Annotated in this window: 21 protein-coding genes and 1 pseudogene; 16 read left to right on the plus strand and 6 right to left on the minus strand. The window is 42.2% G+C overall.

Going from position 1 to position 24,841, the window contains the following annotated elements; translation table 11 throughout:
• A pseudogene (locus tag WBA23_RS17005) lies at positions 1-4,692 on the plus strand (hypothetical protein); the annotation flags it as partial.
• Positions 4,693-4,882: 190 nt separating this feature from the next.
• Here the strand turns inward: WBA23_RS17005 and WBA23_RS17010 are convergent.
• Both WBA23_RS17010 and WBA23_RS17015 read right to left on the minus strand, forming a co-directional pair.
• Positions 4,883-5,605 carry a DUF6048 family protein gene (locus WBA23_RS17010; RefSeq protein ID WP_424583483.1) on the minus strand — a complete coding sequence of 241 codons (723 nt, stop codon included), beginning with the start codon at positions 5,603-5,605 and terminating at the stop codon, positions 4,883-4,885.
• Complete coding sequence (locus tag WBA23_RS17015; protein ID WP_424583484.1) at positions 5,583-6,500, minus strand: DUF6452 family protein; 918 nt, start codon at positions 6,498-6,500, stop codon at positions 5,583-5,585. Before WBA23_RS17015 ends, WBA23_RS17010 begins: the two co-directional genes overlap by 23 nt.
• A gap of 119 nt (positions 6,501-6,619) precedes the next feature.
• Here WBA23_RS17015 and rimO point away from each other — a divergent pair, with 119 nt between their 5' ends.
• Genes rimO through WBA23_RS17030 form a run of 3 tightly spaced genes read left to right on the plus strand, consistent with a single transcriptional unit; the run spans position 6,620 to position 10,093 of the window.
• Positions 6,620-8,005, plus strand: coding sequence for a 30S ribosomal protein S12 methylthiotransferase RimO (gene rimO, locus WBA23_RS17020; RefSeq protein WP_424583485.1), 1,386 nt, complete (start codon positions 6,620-6,622; stop codon positions 8,003-8,005).
• Positions 7,962-9,524: a bacillithiol biosynthesis cysteine-adding enzyme BshC gene (gene bshC / locus WBA23_RS17025; protein WP_424583486.1), complete on the plus strand. Its 1,563-nt coding sequence runs from the start codon at positions 7,962-7,964 to the stop codon at positions 9,522-9,524. Before rimO ends, bshC begins: the two co-directional genes overlap by 44 nt.
• On the plus strand, positions 9,524-10,093 hold the full coding sequence (locus WBA23_RS17030; RefSeq protein WP_424583487.1) for a 5-formyltetrahydrofolate cyclo-ligase: 570 nt from the start codon (positions 9,524-9,526) through the stop codon (positions 10,091-10,093). The genes bshC and WBA23_RS17030 overlap by 1 nt, the downstream gene beginning before the upstream one ends.
• 4 nt (positions 10,094-10,097) lie before the next feature.
• Here WBA23_RS17030 and WBA23_RS17035 read toward each other — a convergent pair whose 3' ends face one another.
• Positions 10,098-10,742 carry a hypothetical protein gene (locus tag WBA23_RS17035; RefSeq protein WP_424583488.1) on the minus strand — a complete coding sequence of 215 codons (645 nt, stop codon included), beginning with the start codon at positions 10,740-10,742 and terminating at the stop codon, positions 10,098-10,100.
• A 150-nt stretch (positions 10,743-10,892) separates the two neighbouring features.
• Here WBA23_RS17035 and WBA23_RS17040 point away from each other — a divergent pair, with 150 nt between their 5' ends.
• Positions 10,893-11,510, plus strand: coding sequence for an RNA polymerase sigma factor (locus tag WBA23_RS17040; protein ID WP_424583489.1), 618 nt, complete (start codon positions 10,893-10,895; stop codon positions 11,508-11,510).
• A gap of 10 nt (positions 11,511-11,520) precedes the next feature.
• Positions 11,521-12,348 carry a tetratricopeptide repeat protein gene (locus WBA23_RS17045; protein ID WP_424583490.1) on the plus strand — a complete coding sequence of 276 codons (828 nt, stop codon included), beginning with the start codon at positions 11,521-11,523 and terminating at the stop codon, positions 12,346-12,348.
• 47 nt (positions 12,349-12,395) lie between these two features.
• Here WBA23_RS17045 and WBA23_RS17050 read toward each other — a convergent pair whose 3' ends face one another.
• Both WBA23_RS17050 and WBA23_RS17055 read right to left on the minus strand, forming a co-directional pair.
• Positions 12,396-15,218, minus strand: a complete 2,823-nt coding sequence (locus WBA23_RS17050; RefSeq protein ID WP_424583491.1) for a CHAT domain-containing protein — start codon at positions 15,216-15,218, stop codon at positions 12,396-12,398.
• 29 nt (positions 15,219-15,247) lie between these two features.
• Positions 15,248-16,297 carry a hypothetical protein gene (locus WBA23_RS17055; RefSeq protein ID WP_424583492.1) on the minus strand — a complete coding sequence of 350 codons (1,050 nt, stop codon included), beginning with the start codon at positions 16,295-16,297 and terminating at the stop codon, positions 15,248-15,250.
• Positions 16,298-16,832: 535 nt separating this feature from the next.
• Between WBA23_RS17055 and WBA23_RS17060 the strand changes: the two genes are divergently transcribed.
• The 6 genes from WBA23_RS17060 (at position 16,833) to WBA23_RS17085 (ending at position 21,030) form a co-directional block, all read left to right on the plus strand.
• Positions 16,833-17,543 (plus strand): sensor histidine kinase, encoded by a 711-nt coding sequence (locus WBA23_RS17060; protein ID WP_424583493.1) that lies wholly within the window; start codon positions 16,833-16,835, stop codon positions 17,541-17,543.
• A 142-nt stretch (positions 17,544-17,685) separates the two neighbouring features.
• On the plus strand, positions 17,686-18,225 hold the full coding sequence (locus WBA23_RS17065) for a CopD family protein (protein WP_424583494.1): 540 nt from the start codon (positions 17,686-17,688) through the stop codon (positions 18,223-18,225).
• Positions 18,226-18,281: 56 nt separating this feature from the next.
• On the plus strand, positions 18,282-18,935 hold the full coding sequence (locus tag WBA23_RS17070) for an SCO family protein (RefSeq protein WP_424583495.1): 654 nt from the start codon (positions 18,282-18,284) through the stop codon (positions 18,933-18,935).
• On the plus strand, positions 18,932-19,378 hold the full coding sequence (locus tag WBA23_RS17075; RefSeq protein ID WP_424583496.1) for a c-type cytochrome: 447 nt from the start codon (positions 18,932-18,934) through the stop codon (positions 19,376-19,378). The genes WBA23_RS17070 and WBA23_RS17075 overlap by 4 nt, the downstream gene beginning before the upstream one ends.
• Positions 19,379-19,600: 222 nt before the next feature.
• Positions 19,601-20,140, plus strand: coding sequence for an RNA polymerase sigma factor (locus WBA23_RS17080; RefSeq protein ID WP_424583497.1), 540 nt, complete (start codon positions 19,601-19,603; stop codon positions 20,138-20,140).
• 5 nt (positions 20,141-20,145) lie between these two features.
• The gene (locus WBA23_RS17085; RefSeq protein WP_424583498.1) at positions 20,146-21,030 is read left to right on the plus strand and encodes a hypothetical protein; all 885 of its coding nucleotides are present in this window, start codon (positions 20,146-20,148) and stop codon (positions 21,028-21,030) included.
• On the opposite strand, the gene WBA23_RS17090 is transcribed toward WBA23_RS17085, so the two are convergent.
• Positions 21,020-21,619: a sugar transferase gene (locus WBA23_RS17090; RefSeq protein ID WP_424583499.1), complete on the minus strand. Its 600-nt coding sequence runs from the start codon at positions 21,617-21,619 to the stop codon at positions 21,020-21,022. The genes WBA23_RS17085 and WBA23_RS17090 overlap by 11 nt on opposite strands.
• A 110-nt stretch (positions 21,620-21,729) precedes the next feature.
• Here WBA23_RS17090 and WBA23_RS17095 point away from each other — a divergent pair, with 110 nt between their 5' ends.
• Genes WBA23_RS17095 through WBA23_RS17110 form a run of 4 tightly spaced genes read left to right on the plus strand, consistent with a single transcriptional unit; the run spans position 21,730 to position 24,835 of the window.
• Positions 21,730-22,665 carry a phosphoribosylaminoimidazolesuccinocarboxamide synthase gene (locus WBA23_RS17095; RefSeq protein ID WP_424583500.1) on the plus strand — a complete coding sequence of 312 codons (936 nt, stop codon included), beginning with the start codon at positions 21,730-21,732 and terminating at the stop codon, positions 22,663-22,665.
• Between the two features lie 41 nt (positions 22,666-22,706).
• Positions 22,707-23,105 carry an STAS domain-containing protein gene (locus WBA23_RS17100; RefSeq protein ID WP_424583501.1) on the plus strand — a complete coding sequence of 133 codons (399 nt, stop codon included), beginning with the start codon at positions 22,707-22,709 and terminating at the stop codon, positions 23,103-23,105.
• 3 nt (positions 23,106-23,108) lie between these two features.
• Positions 23,109-24,026: a ribonuclease Z gene (locus WBA23_RS17105; RefSeq protein ID WP_424583502.1), complete on the plus strand. Its 918-nt coding sequence runs from the start codon at positions 23,109-23,111 to the stop codon at positions 24,024-24,026.
• Positions 24,026-24,835: a queuosine precursor transporter gene (locus WBA23_RS17110; protein ID WP_424583503.1), complete on the plus strand. Its 810-nt coding sequence runs from the start codon at positions 24,026-24,028 to the stop codon at positions 24,833-24,835. The genes WBA23_RS17105 and WBA23_RS17110 overlap by 1 nt, the downstream gene beginning before the upstream one ends.
• Positions 24,836-24,841: the final 6 nt, after the last annotated feature.

The following is a 24,841-nucleotide window of genomic DNA, read 5'->3' on the forward strand; positions in this document are numbered from 1 at the left end:
GCCCAGGGCATAGAAAGAGTGTTCTCAGCCAATACTAGTTTTACCTTTCCGATAGGGGTCACCGAATATACACCGGCTGCCTTTGAGCTTACGAATTATGGTACTACTGGCAACGGAACTATCCGCGTTAATCCGGTGAATGAGTCTCACCCATTAGCAGCTACGGCAACCTCTTCCCTGGATTACTATTGGACTGTAGAGACATCCGGCTTTAGCACCGCTCCCAATATCAACCATACGTATATTTACTACGATGCTAACCCGGGTAATGAAGCGGAAGAAGATACCTACGTTGATGCTTACTACGATGGTCTGACTTGGCAAGAAGGATCAATAGCAAATGTAAACTCTGGCATCAATACCATTTCACTAACGACTAGCGAAGCTCTGAATCAGTACGATTTTACTGCTGGAGATGGCTTCGTTGATCCTACTATCTATTACAGTACTGGAGTAGCAACCGACTGGGATAATACAAACACGTGGAATACTGAGGCTGATGGTAGTGGTTCCGATGGTACTCCCACAACTTCAAGTCCCACCGTTATTCAAAGTACCCATACCGTCATCATCGGCACCACTGGAACGTATAACGCTGCTAACACTACTATTGAAAGCACCGGAATTCTAGAGGTTTTGGAAACCGATGGTACTCAGTACGATATTGGTACTATTAACGGCGAAGGCACGTTGAAGTTTACCGTAGCAGCTACGCCAGACATCCCTACACTAGATAATAATTTTGTAGTTGCTGGCGGCGGAACAGTTGAGTATAATTATTCTACAAATGGCACTCTCCCTACCAGTCAGAGCACATACAATCACTTAATACTATCTGGAACTCGAGTCTATAACCTTGATACTGATTACACTATAAACGGAGATTTATCAATTACCACTACTGATAGAGTAGATGACGATCAATTTACATTTACTGGTACATCGGGGGGGACTTTCGCTTTAGGAACTGGTTCGGAACTGAGGGTTGAAGGGCTCAATAGCTTTCCTTCGGGCTTCGGCACCTACAACCTTCAATCCGGTAGTTTAGTAAGGTACATAAACAATAGCGCGCAAACGGTAGCTTCGCTAAACGGAGCTAGCTACTGGGATATAATCTTTAGTGGAACAGGAATTAGAAGTTTAGCAGGCGACATCATTGTTGATGGTGATCTTACTATTGGTAGTGGCGCAAAACTATCCGCTGAAAACCATACTATTGCTATCCGGGGAGATTGGAACCGCGATAGTCGCAATAGCAGTGCATTCTTACCCGGAACTGGCACCGTTATTTTCAACGGGACAACACTTCAGGAAATAGATATAACCAATACCAGTAGTACCGAGAGTTTTGGCAATATTATTATTGATAACTCAGCAGGGGTAAATCTAGACAATGGAGGTCAGCAAGTGACTCAACTAAACATTACTGGGGACCTTACCTTTTCTACCGGAATGCTTGATCTACAATCAAAACCTCTTACCCTAGCTGGAAACCTCATTAACAATAATTTAGCCAGCACAACTCCTATTGTTGATGCAAGTACTGTAAGCTTCAACAATACAACCAATGATCAATCAATAGAAGGAGTTACCGGAGTAGATTTTACGAATCTGACACTGGCTAAAGCATCCGCTACTACCCTTTCGCTCAATGTACCCGTTAGTGTAAGTGGGGTGCTCAATATGGCTAACGATGGCAATTTGGTTTTACCGGGTAGCACTAACGACCTAACATTGGGTAGTGCTGCTGTTGTAACTGGCTCGTTTAGTAGTAACCGTATGATTGTAACCGGGGGCACTACCTCAGCTTCGCAGGTAATCAAGGAAGGAAGCAGCGACCCTGCTACTTACGATGTCACCTTCCCCATTGGAGTCGGTAGTAATTATACTCCGGTAAACATCGACGCTACGGCAATTACCACCACAGGCGGTAGTGTGGGAGTTCGCTCCATAAATGGTCCCGGTAGCTACCCTCTGATAGACGGTACCCGGGCCATTGATCGGCACTTCGTCTTAAACTTGAACAGTATTACTAATATCACCGGAAGCGTAGAATTTACTTACGCTGACAGCGATATTCAGGGTAGTGAAATAGACTACCTGTCTTGGGTCTACAATGGATCTTTAAGTGAAGCTACCAATGGGGTAGTCACTCCCGGTACTAACACCTTCGGCTCTAGCAACATTACTATAACCGATGCCTCTACCGAATGGGTAGCTGGGGAAGCAGGTGCCTTCTTTGACAAACTCTATAGCGTAGCTGATGGTAACTGGAATGTGGTTGGTACTTGGAATACGAATCCGCTTGGTGGTGGCACTTCGGCCGTTCCTTCCGAGTTCAATGAAGTAGAGATTCAAGCGGTCCATACTATTACCTCTTCCGCTGATGTTAGTGTAGCTGGGCTGCAACTCGATGGTAACTTAGTGCTTACCAATTCGGCCACAAGTTATGATTTTGGGATACTTACCGGTACCGGTCAGCTAACCTTCATCTCCGGTGATTTACCTACCTACAATGTGTTAGGAACCACGTTTTTTGACAATGGCACCGTAGAATTTACCGACGCAGGCAGTAGTTATAGTTTTTCCAATTTAGGTGGAGGGCAAAACTACCATAATCTAATAGTTAGTGGCACCCAAAATAAGACCTTAAGTGGGAGTATCATTGTTGACAATGATCTCACCGTAAACGATGTCACGCTAAGCGCCAACGGTAACAATATCTCACTCGGGGGCAGTCTGGGACTAAATAGTGGCAGTATAGATATAGGAACGGGCACGTTTGCCTTAGTAGGTGCCACCGCACAGTCGCTTCCTCCGGGTATTGACTTTAGTGCGGGTAGTGTTCAGTTTGACAATATTGGGACTAAGAACATTACTTCCGGCGGTTCATTCACTACTGGTAATTTCCGAATTTTAGCTGCTTCCGGTTCCGTAGATTTCAATACCGGAACTGATATCGTACTAATGGGAAACTGGTCTAACGCCAGCGCCAGCGGACCAAGCATCTACAGTAATGTGGAAGATCTGATTTTAAATGATGCTGCCGATCAAAACGTTGCTGGAGTCAATACCTTTCATAACTTAAACATTAGTAAAAATAGTTCTAACCCTGTAAACATTAGTGGAACGATTACCCTAGATAATGGTGCTAACGGAGGCGACTTAATTATTTCGGCAGATGATGTGGTAGGTGGAACCGCTGATTTTAACCTGTTAGGCAATTGGAATAATGGTGGCACATTTGCTACTACTGGCACAGTGAATTTTAATGGTACTACGAGTCAGACTATTGCAGGCGATAATACCTTTGGTTCGCTACTAATCAATAATACTACCGGAGTAAATACGGCCATTAACACCACTACTACTATTCTTGACGATTTAACCGTTACTAGCGGAGCGGCTCTTAACAATGGAAGTGGTACTAACGTAGTGTTTGGTGGAAGTGGCGATCAAAACATCAATGGAGCAGTAACGTTTCTTCAGCTAACTAAGCAAGGGGGCGGAACATTAACGCTAAATGATGCCAGCACAGTCAACCAAGCTTTAAATCTGACCGATGGCATTGTTAATACTACTGCTTCCAATTTGCTAGTGTTGGGAGCTAGTGCTTCTGTCACTGGTGGATCAGGTACTAGCTATGTAAACGGCCCCCTACAGCACACGGAAGATGCCATTGCCCCTATAACTAAAATTTTTCCTTTCGGTAGTGGTACTACGTATCGCCCAATTACGCTGAACTTAACGCAGGCTGATGCTGCTGCTTCATTCTATACCGGAATGCTAATTGAGACGGCTCCAACAGATCGCACCCTTCCGGTAGGTCTGGAACGTGTTTCTACAGTTCGTCACTATACTATTACGCAAACTTCAGCTGCCCCTCCAACAGCAGCGGCTGGAATAGCTTCTGCTAATGTAATAATCAACTATAACCTTGACGATAGATCAGACGTAGCTTCTACGTTACGAATCGCAAAAAGTGATGGCGCTAACTGGATTGATCTGGGCGGCACGGGTGATACTGGGGATGAAGTAGAAGATACTTTTGAGGCGGGAACAATTACATCCGGTACATTTACAACGTTTAGCGATTTTGTGCTAGCCTCTTCCGAAGCAGATAATAACCCCCTACCTGTTGAACTCATTGATTTCCAAGGCATTTCCACTGCGGACGGTGTAGAGCTACTGTGGACAACAGCGAGTGAGACTAACAACAGTCATTTTGTGGTAGAACGCCTGATAGGCGGATCATCATTTGATGAAGTAGTACAGGTAGAAGGAGGTGGTGATAGTGCTACTCCGTTATACTACGGAATTCTGGATACCCAAGCACCGTTCGGAATAGTTTACTACCGTTTGAAGCAGGTAGATTTTGATGGAACTAGCACTCGCTCTCGGACTATTGCGGTTATACATAATCCTCAAGAAGCTACGATTAGTATTCAACCTAATCCGGTAGAGAATTATCAGACTGTGATCACCGCTGCCGGGCTTGCTACCGAACAATCGGTAACCATCCGAATAACCGACATGACTGGATTCATGGTGCGTAATTACCAAAGAAATACCGACAGCATCGGGGGGATTACTATTACTTTAGCTGACCTGGATGCACTAGCATCGGGCTTGTATACTATCACTTTAGTCTCCGACCGCTTTCGCCATGCAGAGAAACTCATTATTCCATAGTAATGGTGGAATAATGAGTTGTCGTTTTTGATCTGGTTATTTTGTGTTGCCTCGAGGCGAAAAATGTAGGTAGGGCCTAAGTCCTGACGAGGCATTTTAACCGGGCGGCGATCCGCGAAGTGGCAACGCGAAAGAAGTGCTCGTAAAACGATGAAGTTATTGTTTTACCATTACATAGGCAGCTCTCTGCCTATTTCTTAAAGGGAATTTGATAGATTAGGTAGTAGTCGAAACGAAAGGACTCCTCGTTTTCTCCGGGGCCAAAACCCGGTATTTCGTAAGGTATGAGTGAAGGCTCACCCGCGAAGTTACGGGCAAACTTAAAGCGTAGATTGTATCCCAGAAAAATATTACGGTAGAGTTGTACTTTCATACCCGCCGTCATTTCTAACCAAATCACCCCGCGATTGCTATTTTGGGTCGTGATTTCCTGCGACGGCCAGAAAGCATTATTATTTCCATCTATATCTTCTGTATCATCGCGAGTTTGCAACGTCATTGCATCGGTCACTTGCGCCCGGGCAAAGCGCAATCCGAAGAAGATAATATCTCCATCGGCCCGAAAGCTGTTTTTTGATTGGTTGACCAGTAAATTTACATCCGGCCCAAATCGAAAGAAGGAACCTTGGCTTTGGTAGGTAAACGGGTTTTCCGCAAAGTTGCTACGCTGAAGTTCAGCTCGCCCGTATTCGGCTACTAGCATATAACGGCCAAATACAGCATCGGCCTGAAAGCTATACTGGGTATCATTGTTGCGGACTACCGTTCTCAACAAATTATTCACAGAAACCCCTACCCGCAGAGCCAGCGGCTCGTACTTACCTACTACATCCAGTGAATCGTCTACCTGGGCTTGAGCCAGATTGACGCTTAAAAGGCCAACCAAAATACTACCGAATAGAAACCTGAGCATTGGTAGGATTATTAATATTAAGAATTTCTTCGGTAATCTCAGGATCGAACAAACGCGTGGTATCGGTCATCCACACCGAATCTATTTGGTAGCGATTTTGCGCCAAACAGGTAGGTACTTGAAAAGTATCGCGCTGGTATAGTACGTTTACTTCCCGGAAAGGAGCATCATCTTGCTCAATCTCCAGAAATACTTTGATTTGCTCCCGCTCCTCAGAAATTGGTACCATTACTGTAAAGCTTCCATTTTCCGGAATGCTATCGTTCTGACTTAGGTCTTCTCGCTTTCCTACATCCGAGTAGATTCGACTGACTACCAAGGTATCCACTATCGTATCTTCATTAGCCGGATAGTTAAAGCGTAGTTGTAGATCATTGGTCATTTCGTACCGGCAAGTGTATATCCGAAAATTAACCCCATCGAGAAACTGATTGGTTTCAGCTCCTCGCAGCTGCACCGAATCAAAAGTGGTTTGCTCTTTATTGTACGCTAGACCCAAAAATCGCTGGTCAGGACCACACTCGGGTGAAGTTAAGGTTTGCTCCCGTCGGTAAGTAAGCACTAAAGTATCTAGCTTAGAGGTATTTCCTATTTCCCTGAAAATAGTTACAGTCGTACTATTACTCGTTGGATCAATGGGAACTCCTATTACATTGGGAGTAATTTTCTCAACCGGATTATTGCTTCCTTCTCTAAACACTAAAATATCATCTAATTCATCAGCTTCATTATTACTACCTTCGCCGTTTACTAGTTTAATAAATTCCAGTAGAACGATGTTGGTAGAGTCGGTAGTGCAGTCAGATTCGTCTTGGCAAGCGGCCAAACCAAAAAAAATGAGCGCGATCAACACGCTCAAGTGATTCTTTCTGTACCAAAATGCGTTATGCTCCATAGTCGTTCGTCCTACCAACGCGCAACAACTTACCTTGTTGCTTAACGCTAGGTGAGATAATAAATTAACGAGCGACAAATTTTGCTAATTTTGTAGACAATTAAAACCGAAGCACGCCTGTGAAGACGAAAGGACGAAAAAAAGATAAAGTAAACATCGTTACCCTGGGTTGTTCTAAGAATTTGGTAGACTCTGAAGTGATGCTTACCCAACTTAAAGGCAACCAGATTGATGCTACCCACGAATCAGCCCAGGATGAAGCGAATGTAGTGATTGTTAACACCTGCGGCTTTATTGATAACGCCAAACAAGAATCTATCGACACCATTTTGCGCTACGCTGATGCTAAGCAGGAGGGACAAATTGAGAAGTTGTACGTTACTGGCTGTCTTTCGCAACGCTACAAAGATGATCTGGAACAGGAAATTCCCGAGGTAGATGCTTTTTTTGGTACATTGGAGTTACCGCTGCTACTCAAAAAATTCAATGCCAATTATAAGCACGAGTTAGTAGGCGAACGAATTACTACCACCGCTCGTCACTACGCTTACCTGAAAATTGCCGAGGGCTGCGACCGTCCCTGCTCCTTCTGCGCCATTCCACTGATGCGCGGCAAGCACGTTTCCCAACCAATCGAAAATTTAGTGAAGCAAGCCGAAACTTTGGCCCGTAACGGTACCAAAGAATTGCTGCTAATTGCTCAAGACCTGACGTATTACGGTTTAGATATTTACCGGAAGCGTCGGCTGGCCGACTTACTGCGACGTTTGTCCGATGTAAAAGGTATTGAGTGGATTCGCCTGCATTACGCTTTCCCATCCGGTTTTCCGATGGATGTGTTGGATGTAATGGCCGAGCGATCTAATGTTTGTAATTACCTGGATATGCCGCTTCAGCACGGCTCTACCCGAATGCTTAAGTTGATGCGGCGGGGCATTACCCGCGAAAAAACCGAGCAATTGCTAAGTGAAATCAGAAACAAGATACCCGACATCGCTCTACGTACTACGCTCATTGCTGGGCACCCTGGGGAAACCGAAGAAGATTTTGCTCAAATGCTGGAATTCGTGGAACAGACCCAATTCGACCGGTTAGGCATTTTCGCTTACTCCCACGAGGAAGGAACCCACGCATTTAACATGGCCGACGATATCCCTGAGGAAGTAAAACAAGAGCGAGTTAATCAGGTGATGGAAGTTCAAGAATTAATATCCTGGAAAAAGAATCAGCAGAAGATCGGAAAAACGTTGCAAGTATTGGTTGATCGTAAGGAAGGTGGCTACTTCATCGGACGAACCGAAGCCGATTCACCGGAGGTAGATAACGAGGTACTGATTCCGGCTCAGGAAAATTATTTACGCTTAGGCGACTTCGCGCGTGTAACCATTACCGATGCTTCTGAGTTCGACTTATTTGGAACCGTGGCGCAACCCGCCCATTTAGATCGACACATAATCTCAGATGACACTAGAAAAACTACCCCTAGCCAAAACCCAACAGTTTGATCCTATCTTTTTAGACTACCTTGCCGGTGAATCCAAGCTGAACTCCTTCTACCATCGTCCACCCCAATTAGCAAGCTTTTCTGAGCAACTAGCTGAAAAGCAGTTCTCGGCCGAGCAACGATCTACGTTGGTAGCGGTGCTCCAGCAGCAGTATCAATCAATAGATTCTTCAGCAGCCGTCACTGAAAATATCCAAGGTCTGGCGGACGATAAAACGTTTACCGTCACCACTGGGCATCAACTCAATATTTTTACCGGGCCGCTTTATTTTATCTATAAAATCGTCACAGTCATCAATGCTTGTCGGGAGTTAAAGGAAAAGCATCCCGACCATAAGTTTGTGCCGGTGTACTGGATGGCTTCGGAAGATCATGATTTTGAAGAAATTAGCTACTTTTCCCTGTTCGGAAAAACCTATACCTGGGAGACCGACCAGCAGGGAGCGGTTGGTCGCTTTCAACTCAATGGCTTGGGCGATGTGCTAGATGCCCTGCCCGAGAAAACTCCAATATTTGAAGAAGCCTACCATAAGCAAGAGAATTTAGCGGATGCAGTACGCTACTACGTAAACGAGCTTTTTGGCAAGTACGGATTGGTGGTACTAGACGCTGATGATGCTCAACTGAAATCATCTTTTGCTGCCGTAATGAAAGATGATTTACTAAATCATACTGCTAAGCAAAAAGTAGAAAAAACCTCCGCTAAGCTGGAGGAGCTAGACTACAAAACCCAGGTTTTCCCCCGGGAGATCAATTTATTTTACTTGCACAAAGCGAGTCGAGAACGGATTGTGCGGGAAGGAGAAAAATTTCAGATACTAAATACGAATCACATTTTTTCAGAGGAAGAATTGCTTCAGGAGTTAGAAGAGTATCCCGAACGATTTAGCCCCAACGTAATTCTGCGTCCGCTTTACCAAGAAGTAATTTTACCCAACCTAGCCTACGTTGGTGGGCCTTCGGAACTCTCCTACTGGCTACAACTGAAACCGGCTTTTGACCACTACCAAGTAACTTTTCCTATTTTGATACCCCGTAATTTCGCGTTGGTTATCAACAAGACCAATGCGAAGAAACTACAAAAAGTAGCTATTCCGACAGAAGATCTATTTCTAGATACTCAATCTTTGGTTAAGAAATTTGTGGAGGATAATACCGATGCTAACATTTCACTCCAAGAAGAAAAATCGGCTTTAGCGCAGGTTTTTGAGACAATCAAAGAAAAGGCTCGCGCCGTAGACGGCAGTTTAGAAGGATTTATTGGGTCGGAAGCCAACCAATCGTTCAAAAGCTTAAGTAATATTGAGAAAAGGCTCAAAAAGGCAGAAGAGCAAAACCAAGAAACATCGGTTAAACAGTTGGAAGGGTTAAAAGACAAACTGTTTCCGGAAGGATCGTTACAGGAGCGAAAGGAAAACTTTCTGAACTTCTACATCAATAATCCTCATTTTATTGAAGAACTACTGGAAACATTTGATCCGTTTGATTTTCAGTTTCATATCTTGAATGAAGGGGAATAATGACTAAGGCTGAGCTGCGTTGGAAATATAAAGCCAAAAGGAAGACGCTCACTAATCAGGAATACACTCAGCGTAATAAGCAAATTTTCACCTATTTCCGTCAGCAATTTTCGGTTACTCAACCAACTACCGTGCATTGCTACCTTTCCTCGGCAAAAAAACGAGAGGCTAGTACTGATTTGATTATCGCGTATTTGTTATCTCAAACTCAAATACAAGTAGTTACTCCCCGCAGTCATTCCAATGGAGTTCTTACGCATCACCTTTTCACTCACGATGCTGATTTAGAACTCAACCAATGGAATATTCGCGAGCCTTTGGTTTCAGCCCCCCTAGTTCCGATAGAAGAACTGGACTGGATAGTGGTTCCGCTATTAATTTTTGACCGTTCTGGTTATCGGGTGGGGTACGGCGGGGGGTACTATGACCGTTTTTTAGCGCAATGTCGGGCTAATACAGTTAAGGTTGGCCTTTCGCTCGAGTCACCCGTTGATCAAATTACCGATGTTGATCAGTATGATATTCCGCTAGACTTCATCATTACCCCTTCTAAAGTGTTTTCTTTCTGAAGGTTTATTGTTTAGCATACTCAAGTAGATGATCTGCTACCAACACTCCCTGATTGGGTGAATATGAGCTAGGCTTAATGAAGGCAGCAATATCATTTACCTTTTGGGTAGTTTTCATTAGCGATAGACTTTGCCCCAATTGATACAGATGATGAGTTTGACCGCCCTTTTGCCGGGTTGCGTAGTAAAGCTGTTCATTAGCGTCGTCCCAATGTACTGCGTAAGGTACTTTGGTAGGAAAAGTAGTGATCACTTCAGTATAATTACCATTTAGATCAGCCTTTTTTAAGGCGGATTGCCCACTATTAACATCCATCAAATCAGTAAAGTACAGAATCCCAGCACGCTCATCAATAGTAAAATCACTAATAAACGTGATTCCAGCTTGGGCACCGATTCCTTTGTTAATTACTATTTCGTTTTTGCCGTTGGCTCCAATTGCTCTTATCTCCCCCTGCTTATTGAGCCAGTAAATTTTACGCTGACTGTGGTCAACTTCTATTTTTTGCGGGTGCTGCCACTCTGATAACTGCTGGAAGTGCCGTTGTACCCAGAAGGGAAGTTGTCGATAGCGTACTTGATGGTCGCAGCGAGTGAGACATAAAGCAGCGAGGATTGCACAAAGAACTAGGGTTAAGCGGGTGGGCATGGTTGAAGTTTCCTTTGTTATTAGTAGTTTTACCTCACCTATTGTCACCCAACAAACTAAAAAAAACGATATACCCTTCGTCCCACTCCTTATAGTAGAAAATTTTTTTTCTATTTTAGTTACAATTTACTACCCTACGTTTACCAAGCTATGAATACCAAAAAAATACAAACGGTTTACGAAGATCAAGATGTGATAGAAGCCATAAACCATAGCAAAAGTTTAGACCCGGTTATTCGCCATTTATACCATACCAACTTCGATAGTGTTACCAGCTACATTCGTTCTAATAGTGGCAACGACGAAGATGCCGAAGACTTCTTTCAGGAAGCCATTGTAGTTTTTATCAATATTGTTCGAAAAGGAAATTTCAGAGGTGACAGTAGTATTAAAACGTTTTTGTACTCTATTGCCCGCAACTTATGGCGTAATGAGCTAAAGCGACAAAACCGAGTATTGATGCGAGAAACTAATTACTACGAACAAACTGAAAAGGAAGAAAAGGACATTCAAGAGAGTATTGGTGAAAACGAAGTTAAGGATCAACTACTCCATCTTTTAGAGAAGCTAGGAGACAACTGTAAAAAGATTCTTCTTCTTTTCTACTACGAGAACTTACCGATGAAAGAAATTTTTCAACACATGGGTTACGAAACCGAACAGGTAGCTCGTAACATGAAATACCGTTGTATGAATAAGCTGAAGGGCTTGCTTAATGAGCATCCCGAAATGAAACAGAACTTTAGAAGTTTATTAGCAAATGGATAAATTGAATGACATGAATAGAGCGGAACGGATTGACCGCTACGTGAAGGGTGATCTAAACCCTGAAGAACTTCAGAAGTTCCAGATGGAGATGCAGCAAGATAGCACACTGCAACAGGAAGTTGAAGATACCCAAATAATGCAAGCGCTACTTCAGCACCAAGGGTTAAAAAACGAAATAAAAGCCGTTAGAGCAGCTATGAAGGCTGAAGGTAGCCCATCAACAGTAGTAGAAGAAACTCCCAACACGCTTTCTACTCCCGAAGAACCGTTTGGTGTAAAAGAAGAAGATGATGTAAAAGCGGTGCCGATGTTCCAATGGATGGGTCGGGTTGCTGCTGGGTTAGCGATTATATTAGTAGGATATTTGACTATTCAATACGCTACACTTTCGCCCGAGCGACTGTACGAAGAGCGGATTGCTAATGAGCCTCCGTACCTAGGTCTTTCTAACCGAAGTATGGAAGATCAAGAGGGTACCATAGCCGACCAAGTGCGGGTTGAGTACCAGTTTGGTAATTATGAAGAAGTACTTCGTCTTTATGGCGAGTTGAAAAAACCTACCTTTGCCGAAACGTTCCGGGCTGGATACGCCTACTTAGAGCAAGGACGTACCGAGGAATCAATTACCGCTTTTCAGCAAGTAATGGAAGATCAAAGTGCTTTTATGATTAAAGATAAAGCGGAATATTATTTAGCACTAGCATACCTTCAGGACGGGCAGATTGAAACGGCAGTTAATATGTTAGAAGTCATTCATAAGGATGATGACCACGATTACGAAGACTCACTAGGTAGTTTATACTTATGGAGATTACGCTTGCTAAAAATGAAGTACTAATTTAGTGCTCTATCAATTAAATTTTAATTTTAAATGTTAACCGGGCACTAGGCAGTTTGTCGGCTAGAACGTATTCGCTGCTTTATTGTAATAACCGCTCCGGCAATTAACACAACCGCTAGTCCGGCCACAAGCCACCACACCCAGGAATAATTACGGTAAATCGGGGCCGGATCGCCGATAAAAACAAAGTTTGCCCAGTAGTATGGCGTACGCAGCTCTTTCGTTTCGGGGTCACGTAAATAGTCAAGCTTGGCTTGCCGTAGGGCTTCATCTTTGGTGTAGCCTTTTTTGAGGTAGTAATGCATTTGCGATGCGATGTCCGACGCTGCTTTGTCATCCGCCTTCCAGAGGGTAGTAACAATGTTAGGGCAACCCGCGTAAGCAAAAGCCCGAGCCAAACTGATAATTCCCTCTCCCTTCACCAAACGGCCATTACCCGCATCGCAAGAGCTGAGAACGACTAGGTTTACACTATCTAATCGCAAGTTGTATAGCTCGTGCGTATAGAGCCGGTGCCCAACGATAGACTGCTTATCCTCAGGATAAAAAGCAATAAAGGATTGCAGCGGATTTTCATCATTCACCGAGGCATGGGTGGCCAAGTGTAGAATGTTATAAGAACCGGCAATTTCTAAAAATAGCTGTTTGGTCGCTTCTTCCTCTAGGTATAAACTCCCCCCCACACTAGCTACTTCTTGCCGAGAGAAATACAATGGACTTAATGAATTGTCTCGGACCGAACCGACGTTACGGCCCGCAAAAGGAGCCATCGCCAACACCTCCTGATTTTTTGCTTGAGCGGTTTCTCGTAAGTGAGCATTGTACAGCAATGTGCCGGAAAAGGCGTAGCTGATAGTATAATCATGCAGCAAAAATTTGTCCTCTTGAGTATCTTTCGCTAACATCTCAAACGGAAGGTAACTTAGCTCTCCGGCGGGGATCACAATTAACCGCTTCTTCTGAGCAAGAGACTCAGCAACTGGCTCAATCAGCTTTTTGTACAACTGTACACTCCACTGGTTCTGATACTTATCGCCGTAGTCGTAGGCAAACAAATGATTTTGCACATTTTTCCAAGTATCTCTGAATGCGGTATCTAGTGTTACTTGGTGCATTGCTAGAGCATTCTGCTCAATCGCAAAAACGTAGAGTTGCTCCTCACCCATGAAATATTCTAGCAATAGGTCCTCATGATTTAGCAGTTGCGATTGCCAGGCGGCTAAGTCAATAGTATCCTCTTGGTACTTAAGTTGATAGTATTTTTCGTCTTGCTGGAGTTGTTTTATTGTCCGCGCCAGCGCAATTTCCAGATCATTTATTTTCTGCCGGTATTCTTCGTTTTGAGCCGAATCACTGCTTTCTACTAGTTTTAGACGGTTAGCAGTAACTTGCTGCTTAATCAATTTCTCTTCGCTGACCAAGCTATCATTTACTTCCCCCGAAGTTTTAATATCTACTTCCCGCAAAATTTCGGTCAACACCGAGGCTTTACTCTTTTCCGAAAACTGTAGTGCCAATTCGGCGTAGCTATTATCACCCGAAAGTTGATATAAATGGTACGCCGTGCGAATAGCGTCTTCGTACAACGAATGCACCTGATTGACAAAAAACAGCTTAGCTTCCTCATTGTCATAAGTCTTCTGCGTATACCGCGCCACTCGAATTGCCTCTTGAAAGCAATTTAGCGCGTGCAGTAGATTAGTAGTATCCTGATTCTGTCCGTAGTATTTTACGAAAGCATTTCCTTTGCTCTGTAAAACTTTAAACTGCTTTAATGGTAATATAGCCTGATGTCTATTATCTGGATTTTTTGTTACATCAGTTTCATCAAATCCAAAAGTAGTATTAATGAGAGCTTTATGATAGTAGTTTAATGCCTGCCAAATATTATCTTGAGCGATTGCTATATCACCTAAACTCCGGTACGCACTGGCGATGTAGGTATTTTTACCCTTTACACCGTCTATATTAACCTTAATTGTTTTTTGAAAGTAGTTAATAGCCGAGTCGAATTGATGTGTCTTAAGGAACAATGTACCCAGGCTGTTATTAATGGGCATTTCTAGCATCGAGTAGGGATTTTGCTGGGCCTTCCAAAGATAGACTGATGCACTATCGTACTCCTGCAAAGCAATATACGAGTTACCTAAACCCTGATACAAAAAAGGCAGATAAGTTTGGTACTTCAGAACACTTTTATAACGCTGTATAGCCTCCTGATGATGTTCTAGCTTAGCGAAAGCAACAGCTATGTTAAGGGTAAATATTACTTGAGCCGCTACATAATCAAAACCCTGTTGAGGCATGACCAATAGTGCCTTATCGTAATAGATAACTGCTTGCCGATAATTTCCCAATGAGAAGTTGAATGCTCCTAAAGAGTTGTATAGTCTTTCAATGTCTTCCAGGTTTTCACCGTAGCTTACTACTACTTCTTCCGCTTTATCATAGTAATAACCAGCTGAATCGTAATTGCTCAGATAGTAGTAGGTATTCCCCAAAAATACATACTCGTTATACAAAGAAGAGTCAGCAACGTTAAGTCCAATCTTAATACTTAAAGCTTTACGGTACTGCTGTTTGGCCAGTTGTAACTCATTTCGATTAAGGTATATACTACCGATCCGCTGATAGCAGAGTGCTAATGTATAAGCTTTAGGAGCTTTATCTTGTAGTAACTCAATCGCTTTCTGGTAGTGGGCAATAGCAACGTCATATGTTCCTTCACTAGCATTATCAAGATCAAAAAGAGCCTCCCCTCTCGCGAAATATTTCTCCGCAGTAGATTCGCCGACTTGCGATTGGCCAATAAGAGGGAAAAGGCAGCCGAAAAGTATACCAAACTGAACTACGAGTACTTTTGGCATATTTCTTTCACACTATATTACTTTAATATCTATCTAGCATCACCTATTGCAATAACGTATCGAGGGTTCTTCTCAATACGTCCGTTGTCGGCTGATTGCCCCCGATCTTCAATAGCTTCCAGTAGTTCTGGGGCTAACTCTCGCACCGCCTCTAAGCTACTATAGTAGTATAGGCGTAGTTCTAACGAAGATGTAGTTTCATTATCATCAAACAATACATAATTAATGGTATAATCCCGAGCAAAGCCTTCAGGGAGTTGTTCACCTTGAAATTCTTGATCTTGAATTGCAATCACTGTTTCCCGAATGTTAATGGAACCGTCTAACTGCCCCTGCTGGTTTTCTACAAAAACCAACTCAGAAGGTGAAGCTTCGTAGCTACCAAAAGTAAGGCGGCTATCATCCGGTTCATTAAATTCCGGACTTAAAATACTTTCTTCTTTGTCAAAGTTAATAATTCGCTCAGGATAGTCCACTCCAGTAATCAGTAAAGTGGTTTGGCAAATTGTCTTTTTATCCTTCGAGATGTAAGTAATGAAGTACTGAACCCCAGAAGTACTGGTCTTTATATTTACGATACCTTTCTCCGGGCTAATATCTAAGCCAGAAGGGTACGCGCTAAAGTTTCCATCCGGAACGTAGCCACTGGCAAACAACGGTGCTAAAAATTCCTTTTCACCAGGAAAAACTACTTGCGTCTCGTAATTCAGATCGCAAGTCTCAACCTTAGGCTCATCAATAAAAATATTGGTTTCGCAAACCACCTCCGATTCTTTGATGCGGAATTTCACTACGTATTCTTTGCCGTACTCGCTGGCGTTTACATCGATTACCCCAGTTTCAGTATCAATCGCCAAACCACTAGGCGTAACGGAGAAACTACCCTCGGGCATTTCACTATCAAACATGGGAGAGACGAGTTGATCGCCGGGGGCTCCATCGGGAGTATATACTACGCTTTCGTAGGAAAAAGCGCAGGGATCAGGATCGTCATCTTTACAATCACAAATATGTTCACATCCTGAGAATAAAATTACTAAAGACACTAAGGTTGTTAGGTTGGCAGTTAACTTTTGCATAATACTGTTTTAGGTTAGTGGTAGAAATGGTGTAGTTGTAACTCTACTGCTTACCAAAAATAGCTTTTTTTTGCCCTATTTGAATAATTATTTTCATTATTTTAAAATATATTCAAACTTCAGAAATAAAGTTTTTACTTATTTACATCTTTTTTTTGCGAAGTTTTAACACTTTAGTTTAAAACACCTTTTAAAGCATAAATCAATCAATTTTCTTTATCAAAATAGCACTTCATTTTCGTCGCGTGGTTTCTACGAAGCTACTATTTGGCAACTATCATCATAATTATACATCCTGGTTTTTCGCTAACTTATACTATTGGTAGATAAACGTTCTACTAAGTATAGTCGTCTATAGTTTACTCTTGCTCCACAGTAGTAAAGCTCTCTTGCTATTACATGCATCTCTGCATGGATTGTATTATATAAAGATATAGTACATAGCTGCTGAATTTCAATTTTCTAATATAAATATTAGGGTTTCTTTTGGTAAAATTGTAAAGAGCTAAATAACAGGTACTTACTATAGGTCACTATGATTAATGATTCAGTTTCGGGAGAAGAGGTATTAACCCAAATCGGGCGAGAGTTACAGAATAAAATCGCTCGGATTCGCTCATGCAACCAAACATTGACTGCTTTTTTTGAAAGTACGGCTGGTGAAGATCATAAAAAGTATTTTTCTACTATTGAGCAAGATTGCTCCGATCTGAAAAGTATTATTCATAATTTGATTGATCTGGATCGTTGTTATGAGGAAAATCCTAATCTCAAACCCTCACCTACTCACTTAAATCGCTTTTTGTCAGACTTGGTGAATGATTATGATTTGGAATCCATCCATAAAAAACGAGTCAAACTTCACTTTGAGGATATAGATGAGGCTATTCATATCATAATTGATCCTCAGGCCATACAGCGGGCATTTTCTTATATTCTATCGAATGCTATTAAATTTTCTCACCCCGATGGTGAGGTGGTTATTAAAGTTATTCGCTACGCTAATGTGGCTAATATTTCTGTCGCCGATCAAGGGATCGGTATTCCTAAAAAGCTTCGCCCGTATTTATTTAGCAAGTTCACTAAGGCAGCTCGTCGTGGAACTAATGGAGAAGAATCGGCTGGATTAGGATTATATTTAACTAAAAATATTATAGAGAAGCATCAGGGTAGTATTTGGTTGGAGAGTGAAGAAGGGGTAGGTACTAATGTGTTTATCAATCTACCTATCCGCGACCGACTGTAATAGTTAAAAGCTTATAGTCTTGAGTTTGTACTCACTTCAATACGCTTAAAACTAGAAACTCAGAACTTTAAATTTTAACCCACCATTTTTGCTACCAATCTTCCTTGGCACTGCGTATCTTTGAAGTCGCAATTACATACGCATGGCCTATTCCTACATTAAAGCAATTCATATAATTTTTGTTGTTACTTGGTTTGCCGGACTTTTCTATATTGTCCGTCTTTTTGTTTATACCGTAGAAGCGCACGCTGAGTCTGAACCTAAGCGATCTATTCTACTTGAGAACCTCACATTATGGTCTAGGCGGCTTTGGTTTGGTATTACTTGGCCCTCCGCTATAATTACTTTACTGCTCGGTAGTTATTTTTTGCATTTTTACGCTAACAACATGCCCAGTTGGCTGTGGATTAAGCTAGGATTTGTAGTAGTGCTGTATCTCTACCATCTACTTTGTCATCGTATTTACCGTCAACTTCAGCTTGGTGAAGTACGCTATACCTCGCAGCAACTACGAATCTGGAATGAAGTAGCGACTATTATTTTAGTAGCGGTGGTCTTTCTCGTTGTGCTAAAGAGCACTCTTAGCATGGTTTATGGCTTAGTGGGCTTAATTATTTTTGCCGTAGTTCTGATGATAGCTATCCAATTGTATAAGCGAATCCGAACCAAAGGTAAAATTTAGTGCAAAACGGGAATTTGCTCATTCTTTACATCGTTACCCTTCTACAAACTATAGCTATGAAAAACCTGATCACAATTACTACCATTTGCCTCTCTATAAGCGGAATATACTCTTGTAGTGCTCCGTCATCTCAAGAAGCTGCTACTCTTCCTATCTATGGTGAGCGTTATTACGATGCTCAACTTCAAGATACGGTATACCATCAAATAGCTAATTTCGCCTTCGTTAATCAGGATAGTAGCAAAATCACTCCCGCCACGTTTGAGGATAAAATCTACGTAGCTGACTTCTTCTTCACTTCTTGCCCTACCATTTGTCCTATTATGAAGAAGGAAATGCTTCGGGTATACGAAGAATTTAAGGACAATGAGCAAGTAGCTATTCTCTCTCATACTATCGATCCGGAGTACGACACCGTAGGTTTGTTACACGACTACGCCCAGCGGTTAGGAGTAGATAGTGACACTTGGCACTTTGTTACTGGTAATAAAGATGAAATATTTGACATTGGACTTAAAAGTTATATGGTAACCGCTATGGAAGACGAAGAAGCTCCGGGGGGGCGCATCCACAGTGGCGCATTTATCTTAGTAGACAAGCAGCGGCGCATCCGCGGTACGTACGATGGCACCGTTACCGAACAAGTAGATGTTCTTATTAATGATATTCGCCGCTTACTTCAGAAAGAAGAACGAATGGCTTCTTCATGAAACTAGGCGTTGTACTCTTTACATGTTGGTTTTTATCTGGCTGCGACGGTGGTAAGTTCCAAAACTCGGCAACCCAAAATCTGAGTCGGGCTGATAAGCTACACTACGAACAATACATGATTCAAGGGCAACAGCTCTACGCAACCCACTGTAGTAATTGCCACCAACCCGATGGAACTGGATTGGGTCAATTGATTCCACCCTTGTCACAGTCCGACTATATGTTAGAAAGTCTATCCCGAACGCTTTGCATCATTAAGTATGGTCTAAACGAGGAGGTTGTTGTTAATGGGAAAGCTTATGATCAACCTATGCCAGCCAACGAGCGGCTAACCAATATCGAGATAGCTCAAATCACCACGTATATATATAATTCTTGGGAACATGAGCAAGGGTATATTCCAGTTAAAAAGGTAGCTCAGGAAATTAGTAAATGCCAATGAACTATGATTTTATTAATTTTCGTTTGTAAAATTACATGCATAAGCAATTATTTCAATACAATAGATAAGTAGAATGAAAGTTGCTTTATTTGTAGTAAATGGGAAAATTAAGCGTTAAGTAAATATTAGCGTAATAGCCGAAAATGATGTTATTGAAGAAATACCTTACGTTGGCGGTTACGTTTTGCTGAGTTATAGTATTAACCTATGTAGGCTTTTGTAATGAAAGACAGTGTCATATTAGATCGCATCAGCCGAGGAGATGAAAAAGCGTTGGATGAGTTGTATCGAAAGTACTACCGTATGATGACGCGAGCGATCATTAAAAATAATGGCACCGAACAAGAAGCAAAAGATATTTATCAGGACGCGCTAATTGTTTTTTGGCAGAAAGCGGTGAGTCACCAATTGGTGCTTACCTCTAAGATTAGTACGTATATTTATAGTATTTGCTTGAATTTATGGCGCAAAGAGTTAGATCGGAAAGGCCGACTAATCCACGAAGAGAAAGATGGTATTGAATATATTGACAATGAAAGCCAAGAGCGAAATAAAATTATTCGAGATTGTATTCAACAATTGGGTGATACTTGCCAAAAGATACTGATGTACTATTACTTTGACGATATGTCTTTACAAGATATTGCCCAAAAGTTAGGATTTGCGAATACAGAAACGGCAAAAACGAAGAAGTATAAATGTAAGAAGCGGTTGGATAACTTAGTAAAAACCAATTATTCAGCCAGTGATTTTTTAGATTAGACTTTATGGATCAAAAATTTACATATTCTGAACAAGTAGACCACTATCTGAAAGGTAAACTCTCCGAGACTGAACGGATTGCATTTGACGAAAAGATGCAGCAGGACCCCTTGTTGCAAAACGAAATAAAACTCCAGCAAGAGATCTTTCAGGCAATAGGTGAAACCAGAAAGGCAAAAATTAAAGCTCGTTTAAATCAAGTGCCGGTAGATCAATCGCCTTGGGTGATTGGATCACCTTTTAGAATAGCTGCTATAGTATCTGCTCTATTCATCACTTCAGTGGGCACGTATTTGGCACTTACTCCTTCCGATACCAGCATTCTTACGCCGGTAGATATAGCTTTATCCAACACACCTACTACGGATGAGCAGCCAGTAGTAGAGCCTCCTAAGCCAACAATAACTTCGAGAGCTATTCCTGACGTAGTAATTGCTGAACTTGATGATAACACCTTAGTGGCTGACGCCCGCCCGACTAAAACTCAGCAACCTGCTGTCCGGGAGTTACCTACCATTCGTCGCCCGGCGGTTACTGCTGAATTTTCTGAAGATGCGGTTCAATTAGATTATAGTGATTTTGAAACACCTCAGAAGCAAGCTCTACAAACGAATGATTCTGGTGAGTCTAACATTAGCGTAGAACGTGTGCTAGATGAAGTATATCCGTTTCATTACCAATTTTACGATGATAAGCTGTTTCTGCACGGATATTTTGCAGAAGAGCCTTACAAAATTATTGCGCTAAATACAGAAAGCGGTCGTAAACTTTATCTTGAATATGCTAAAAACTACTATCTTTTAGAAGAACAGACAGAAATTTCGCCGCTCATACTTATTCAAGATACTCCGCTAGTAAAGCAGCTCACTCGTCTAAGTACTACAAATTAGTCGAATTACCCTGAAATTTCTCAAAATCAGCTAACCCTTCTGGGCGCACTCCTTGAGGATGTACCAAATGGACTACGGTTCTGATTAGGATTTTGATGTCTAGCTTTAGAGAAAAGTTATCAACATACCAAGTATCCAACCCAAACCGCTTGGGCCAACTCAGTGTATTACGGCCGTGTACCTGTGCCCATCCAGTAATACCGGGCCTTACCTGATGCCGTTTTTTTTGCTGCTCACTGTAAAGCGGTAAGTATTCTACCAACAACGGACGCGGGCCAATCAGTGACATATCTCCTCGTAACACATTCCATAACTGGGGTATTTCGTCTATAGAGTACTGACGCAGAAATCGGCAAAAATCACTAAGCCAAGCTCTTTGTTTAAGCACTTCAGTTGGGTACATTGTTTTAACTTTATATAGAACAAAAATTTGTTCCCGATACCCTACTCGAGCTTGAGAAAAAACGGGGTGTTCTTGTCCAGCTATTCTTAAGAGCAATAATAATCCGCCAGTCATTGGGGTTAAAATGAGTAGCAGAACCAGAGCCAAGACCCAATCAAATCCATGCTTTACAATAACATATCTCATTTATAGTCGGCTGTTCAGCGCAATAAACATCAGAAGATCGCACAAAATCGTTATAATTTGTAAATTTGTGCCACCTTTTTTTATAAAAGCAATTTTCATCTTTTCACTCTATGAGCCAAACTATCTCTGAAACAAACTTTCAGTTTCCTGGCCAAACGGATTTCTACCGAGGCAAAGTCCGCGATGTATACTACCTAAGTAATCAGCTATTTATGGTTACTACGGACCGTATCTCGGCCTTCGATATTATACTGCCTAAGCCTATCCCCTACAAAGGGCAAGTACTTAATCAAATTGCTTTTGAATTTCTGACTGCTACTGCTGATCTCGTTCCCAACTGGGTAGTAAATGCCCCTGACCCTAATGTGATGGCCGGGTTTTGTTGTCGCCCCTACCCTGTTGAAATGGTAATTCGGGGTTACTTAGCGGGGCACGCATGGCGAGAATATCAAGCTGGGAAACGAACCCTTTGCGGAATACCCCTTCCCGAGGGATTGCGAGAAAATGATCCGTTTCCTGAGCCTATCATTACTCCGGCTACTAAAGCTCAGGAAGGACACGATGAGGATATTTCTCGCGAAGAAATTATTCGGCAAAATATTGTTTCAAAAGAAGAATATGAGCAATTGGAAATGTATACCCGACAATTATTTGATTTAGGATCGCGTTATGCTCAGGACAGAGGTTTAATTTTAGTGGATACTAAATATGAATTCGGTACCTTTGAAGGTGAAATTCATTTGATTGATGAGGTACATACGCCTGACTCTTCGCGCTACTTCTACACCGATAGGTACGAAGAGCGGCAGGAAAAAGGCGAACCACAAAAACAGCTATCGAAGGAATTTGTACGACAGTGGCTCATTTCAGAAGGGTTTCAAGGGAAAGAAGGGCAGAAAATACCGGAGATGACTAACGAAGTAATAGGGGGTATCTCAGACCGCTACATCGAACTGTATGAGAAATTAGTCGACCGAAAATTTGTCCGAAATGAAACCGGTGACATACTACAGAGAATTGAGAAAAACATAATGAATACCCTATAGTTAACTTTACAATTTAATTCACACTAATCTGGCTTTAGCCCATGAAATACGCAGTTGATAAACAAGAAAAATACACAATCGTTAAACTCAGCGAGGAAAAATTAGATGCTTCAGTAGCTCCTGAACTCAAGTCAGAACTCATTACCATGCATGCCGAAGGAGCGCAGAATATGATCCTCGACATGTCTAATGTAAAATACACCGACTCTTCAGGGCTAAGTGCACTTTTAGTAGGTAACCGAGTATATCGTGAAGATGGCGGGTTTTTCGTGCTCTCCGCCCTAAACGACCACGTAGTAAAGCTAGTAAAAATCTCTCAATTGGATAGCGTACTTACCATCTACCCTACTCCTCAGGAAGCAGTAGATGCTGTATTTCTGAATCAACTAGAGAATGATCTAAATAGTGAAGCTTCTGAAAGCGAGAACGGTAAGGATTAATTATTGTCTTTTCAACTCAAAATACTCGGTTCTAATTCAGCAACTCCCGCGTTTGGTCGCTACCCAACGAGTCAGCTACTTACAGTAGGTTCTCACTATTTTCTAATAGACTGCGGGGAAGGTTGCCAGATGCAACTGAGTCGATACCGAGTACGAACGAGCCGAATTAGTCAGATATTCATCAGTCACCTTCACGGTGATCATTACTTTGGGCTAATCGGTTTGCTAAATACCTTTGGCCTGATGGGGAGAAAAAATGGACTTACTTTGTATGGCCCACCAAAACTAAGTGATGTATTAACCGCTCATTTTAGAGCGTCACAAACGGTATTGGGGTTTCCTATCCATTTTGTAGAACTGTATGCTACTGAACCGAACACCATTCTTGAGAATGCTCAACTTTCGGTAACTGCTTTTCCGGTACAGCACCGGATTGACTGCTGGGGTTTTCTATTCAGGGAAAAGCCTAAGCCTCGGCGTATCAATAAAGAAACCATACCCGCCGACCTTTCGGTGGAGGATATTATTGCGTTAAAAAATAGTCAGAATGTGGTGAATACCGACGGAACCATTCGCTATCAAAACGAAAAATATACCTTGCCACCTCGCAAAAGTCGTAGCTACGCGTATTGTGCGGACACCCGGTACTTCGAGCTGCTGGCTGAATGGGTTAGTGAAGTAGATCTGCTTTACCATGAAACCACTTTTATGGACCAAGAGCGCGAACTAGCTGAACAGCGCTACCATAGTACTACTTTACAGGCAGCAACTATTGCCAAACGAGCTAAGGTTGACATACTACTCATTGGTCACTTCTCCAGCCGTTATCGCGACCTATCTCCCCTTTTGGAAGAAGCTAAAACCGTTTTTAGTAACACCTTGTTAGCGACAGAAGGTCAAGATTTTACGATACCGGAATAATGTCTCATACCGCTTCCTCCTCTAGCAAGAAGTCAAACTTATTTATTGTACTTAGCGGAATTTTTCTCACGAATGCTATCATCGCTGAGCTTATTGGAGTTAAAATATTTTCGCTGGAAGACACTTTAGGCACTCCCCGAGCGCAACTACAGTTGTTAGGCAACTTTGTATTAGATTTTAATCTTTCAGCCGGAGTAGTACTTTGGCCGATAGTATTTATCACCACCGATATTATTAATGAGTACTATGGAAAGAATGGTGTTCGTAAAATTAGCTTTTTAACCGCTGGCTTTATTGCGTATGCCTTCGTAGCAATTTCCATTACCACCAACTTAGCTCCCGCAGATTTTTGGTTGGACGTAAATAGTGAAGACGCTCAGGGTAATCCGTTTAACATTGATTTTGCTTTTAACCAAGTTTACCGCCAGGGAATGGGAATTATTGTTGGTTCCCTTGTTGCATTTTTATTGGGTCAACTATTGGATGTTTTTGTGTTTCAGAAGTTAAGACGTATAACGGGTAGTAACCGTATTTGGCTACGAGCGACAGGATCTACCTTAGTTTCCCAGCTAATTGACAGCTACTTAGTACTGTTTATCGCATTTTACCTGCTTGCCCCCGCAGGTACCCGCTGGTCAATTTCTCAAGTGATTGCAGTAGGTATTGTTAACTATACATATAAGTTCATCATTGCTATTGCCATTACTCCCTTGCTCTACGTAGCTCACTACGTTATTGACCGCTACTTAGGCCAAGCCCTTTCCGAAGAAATGGTGGCTGAGGCTAGTCATGATACTTCTTTTTTCTAGTATGGA

The sequence above is a fragment of the Tunicatimonas sp. genome (assembly GCF_049647865.1).
In the GTDB taxonomy this organism is placed as follows: Bacteria; Bacteroidota; Bacteroidia; order Cytophagales; family Cyclobacteriaceae; genus Tunicatimonas.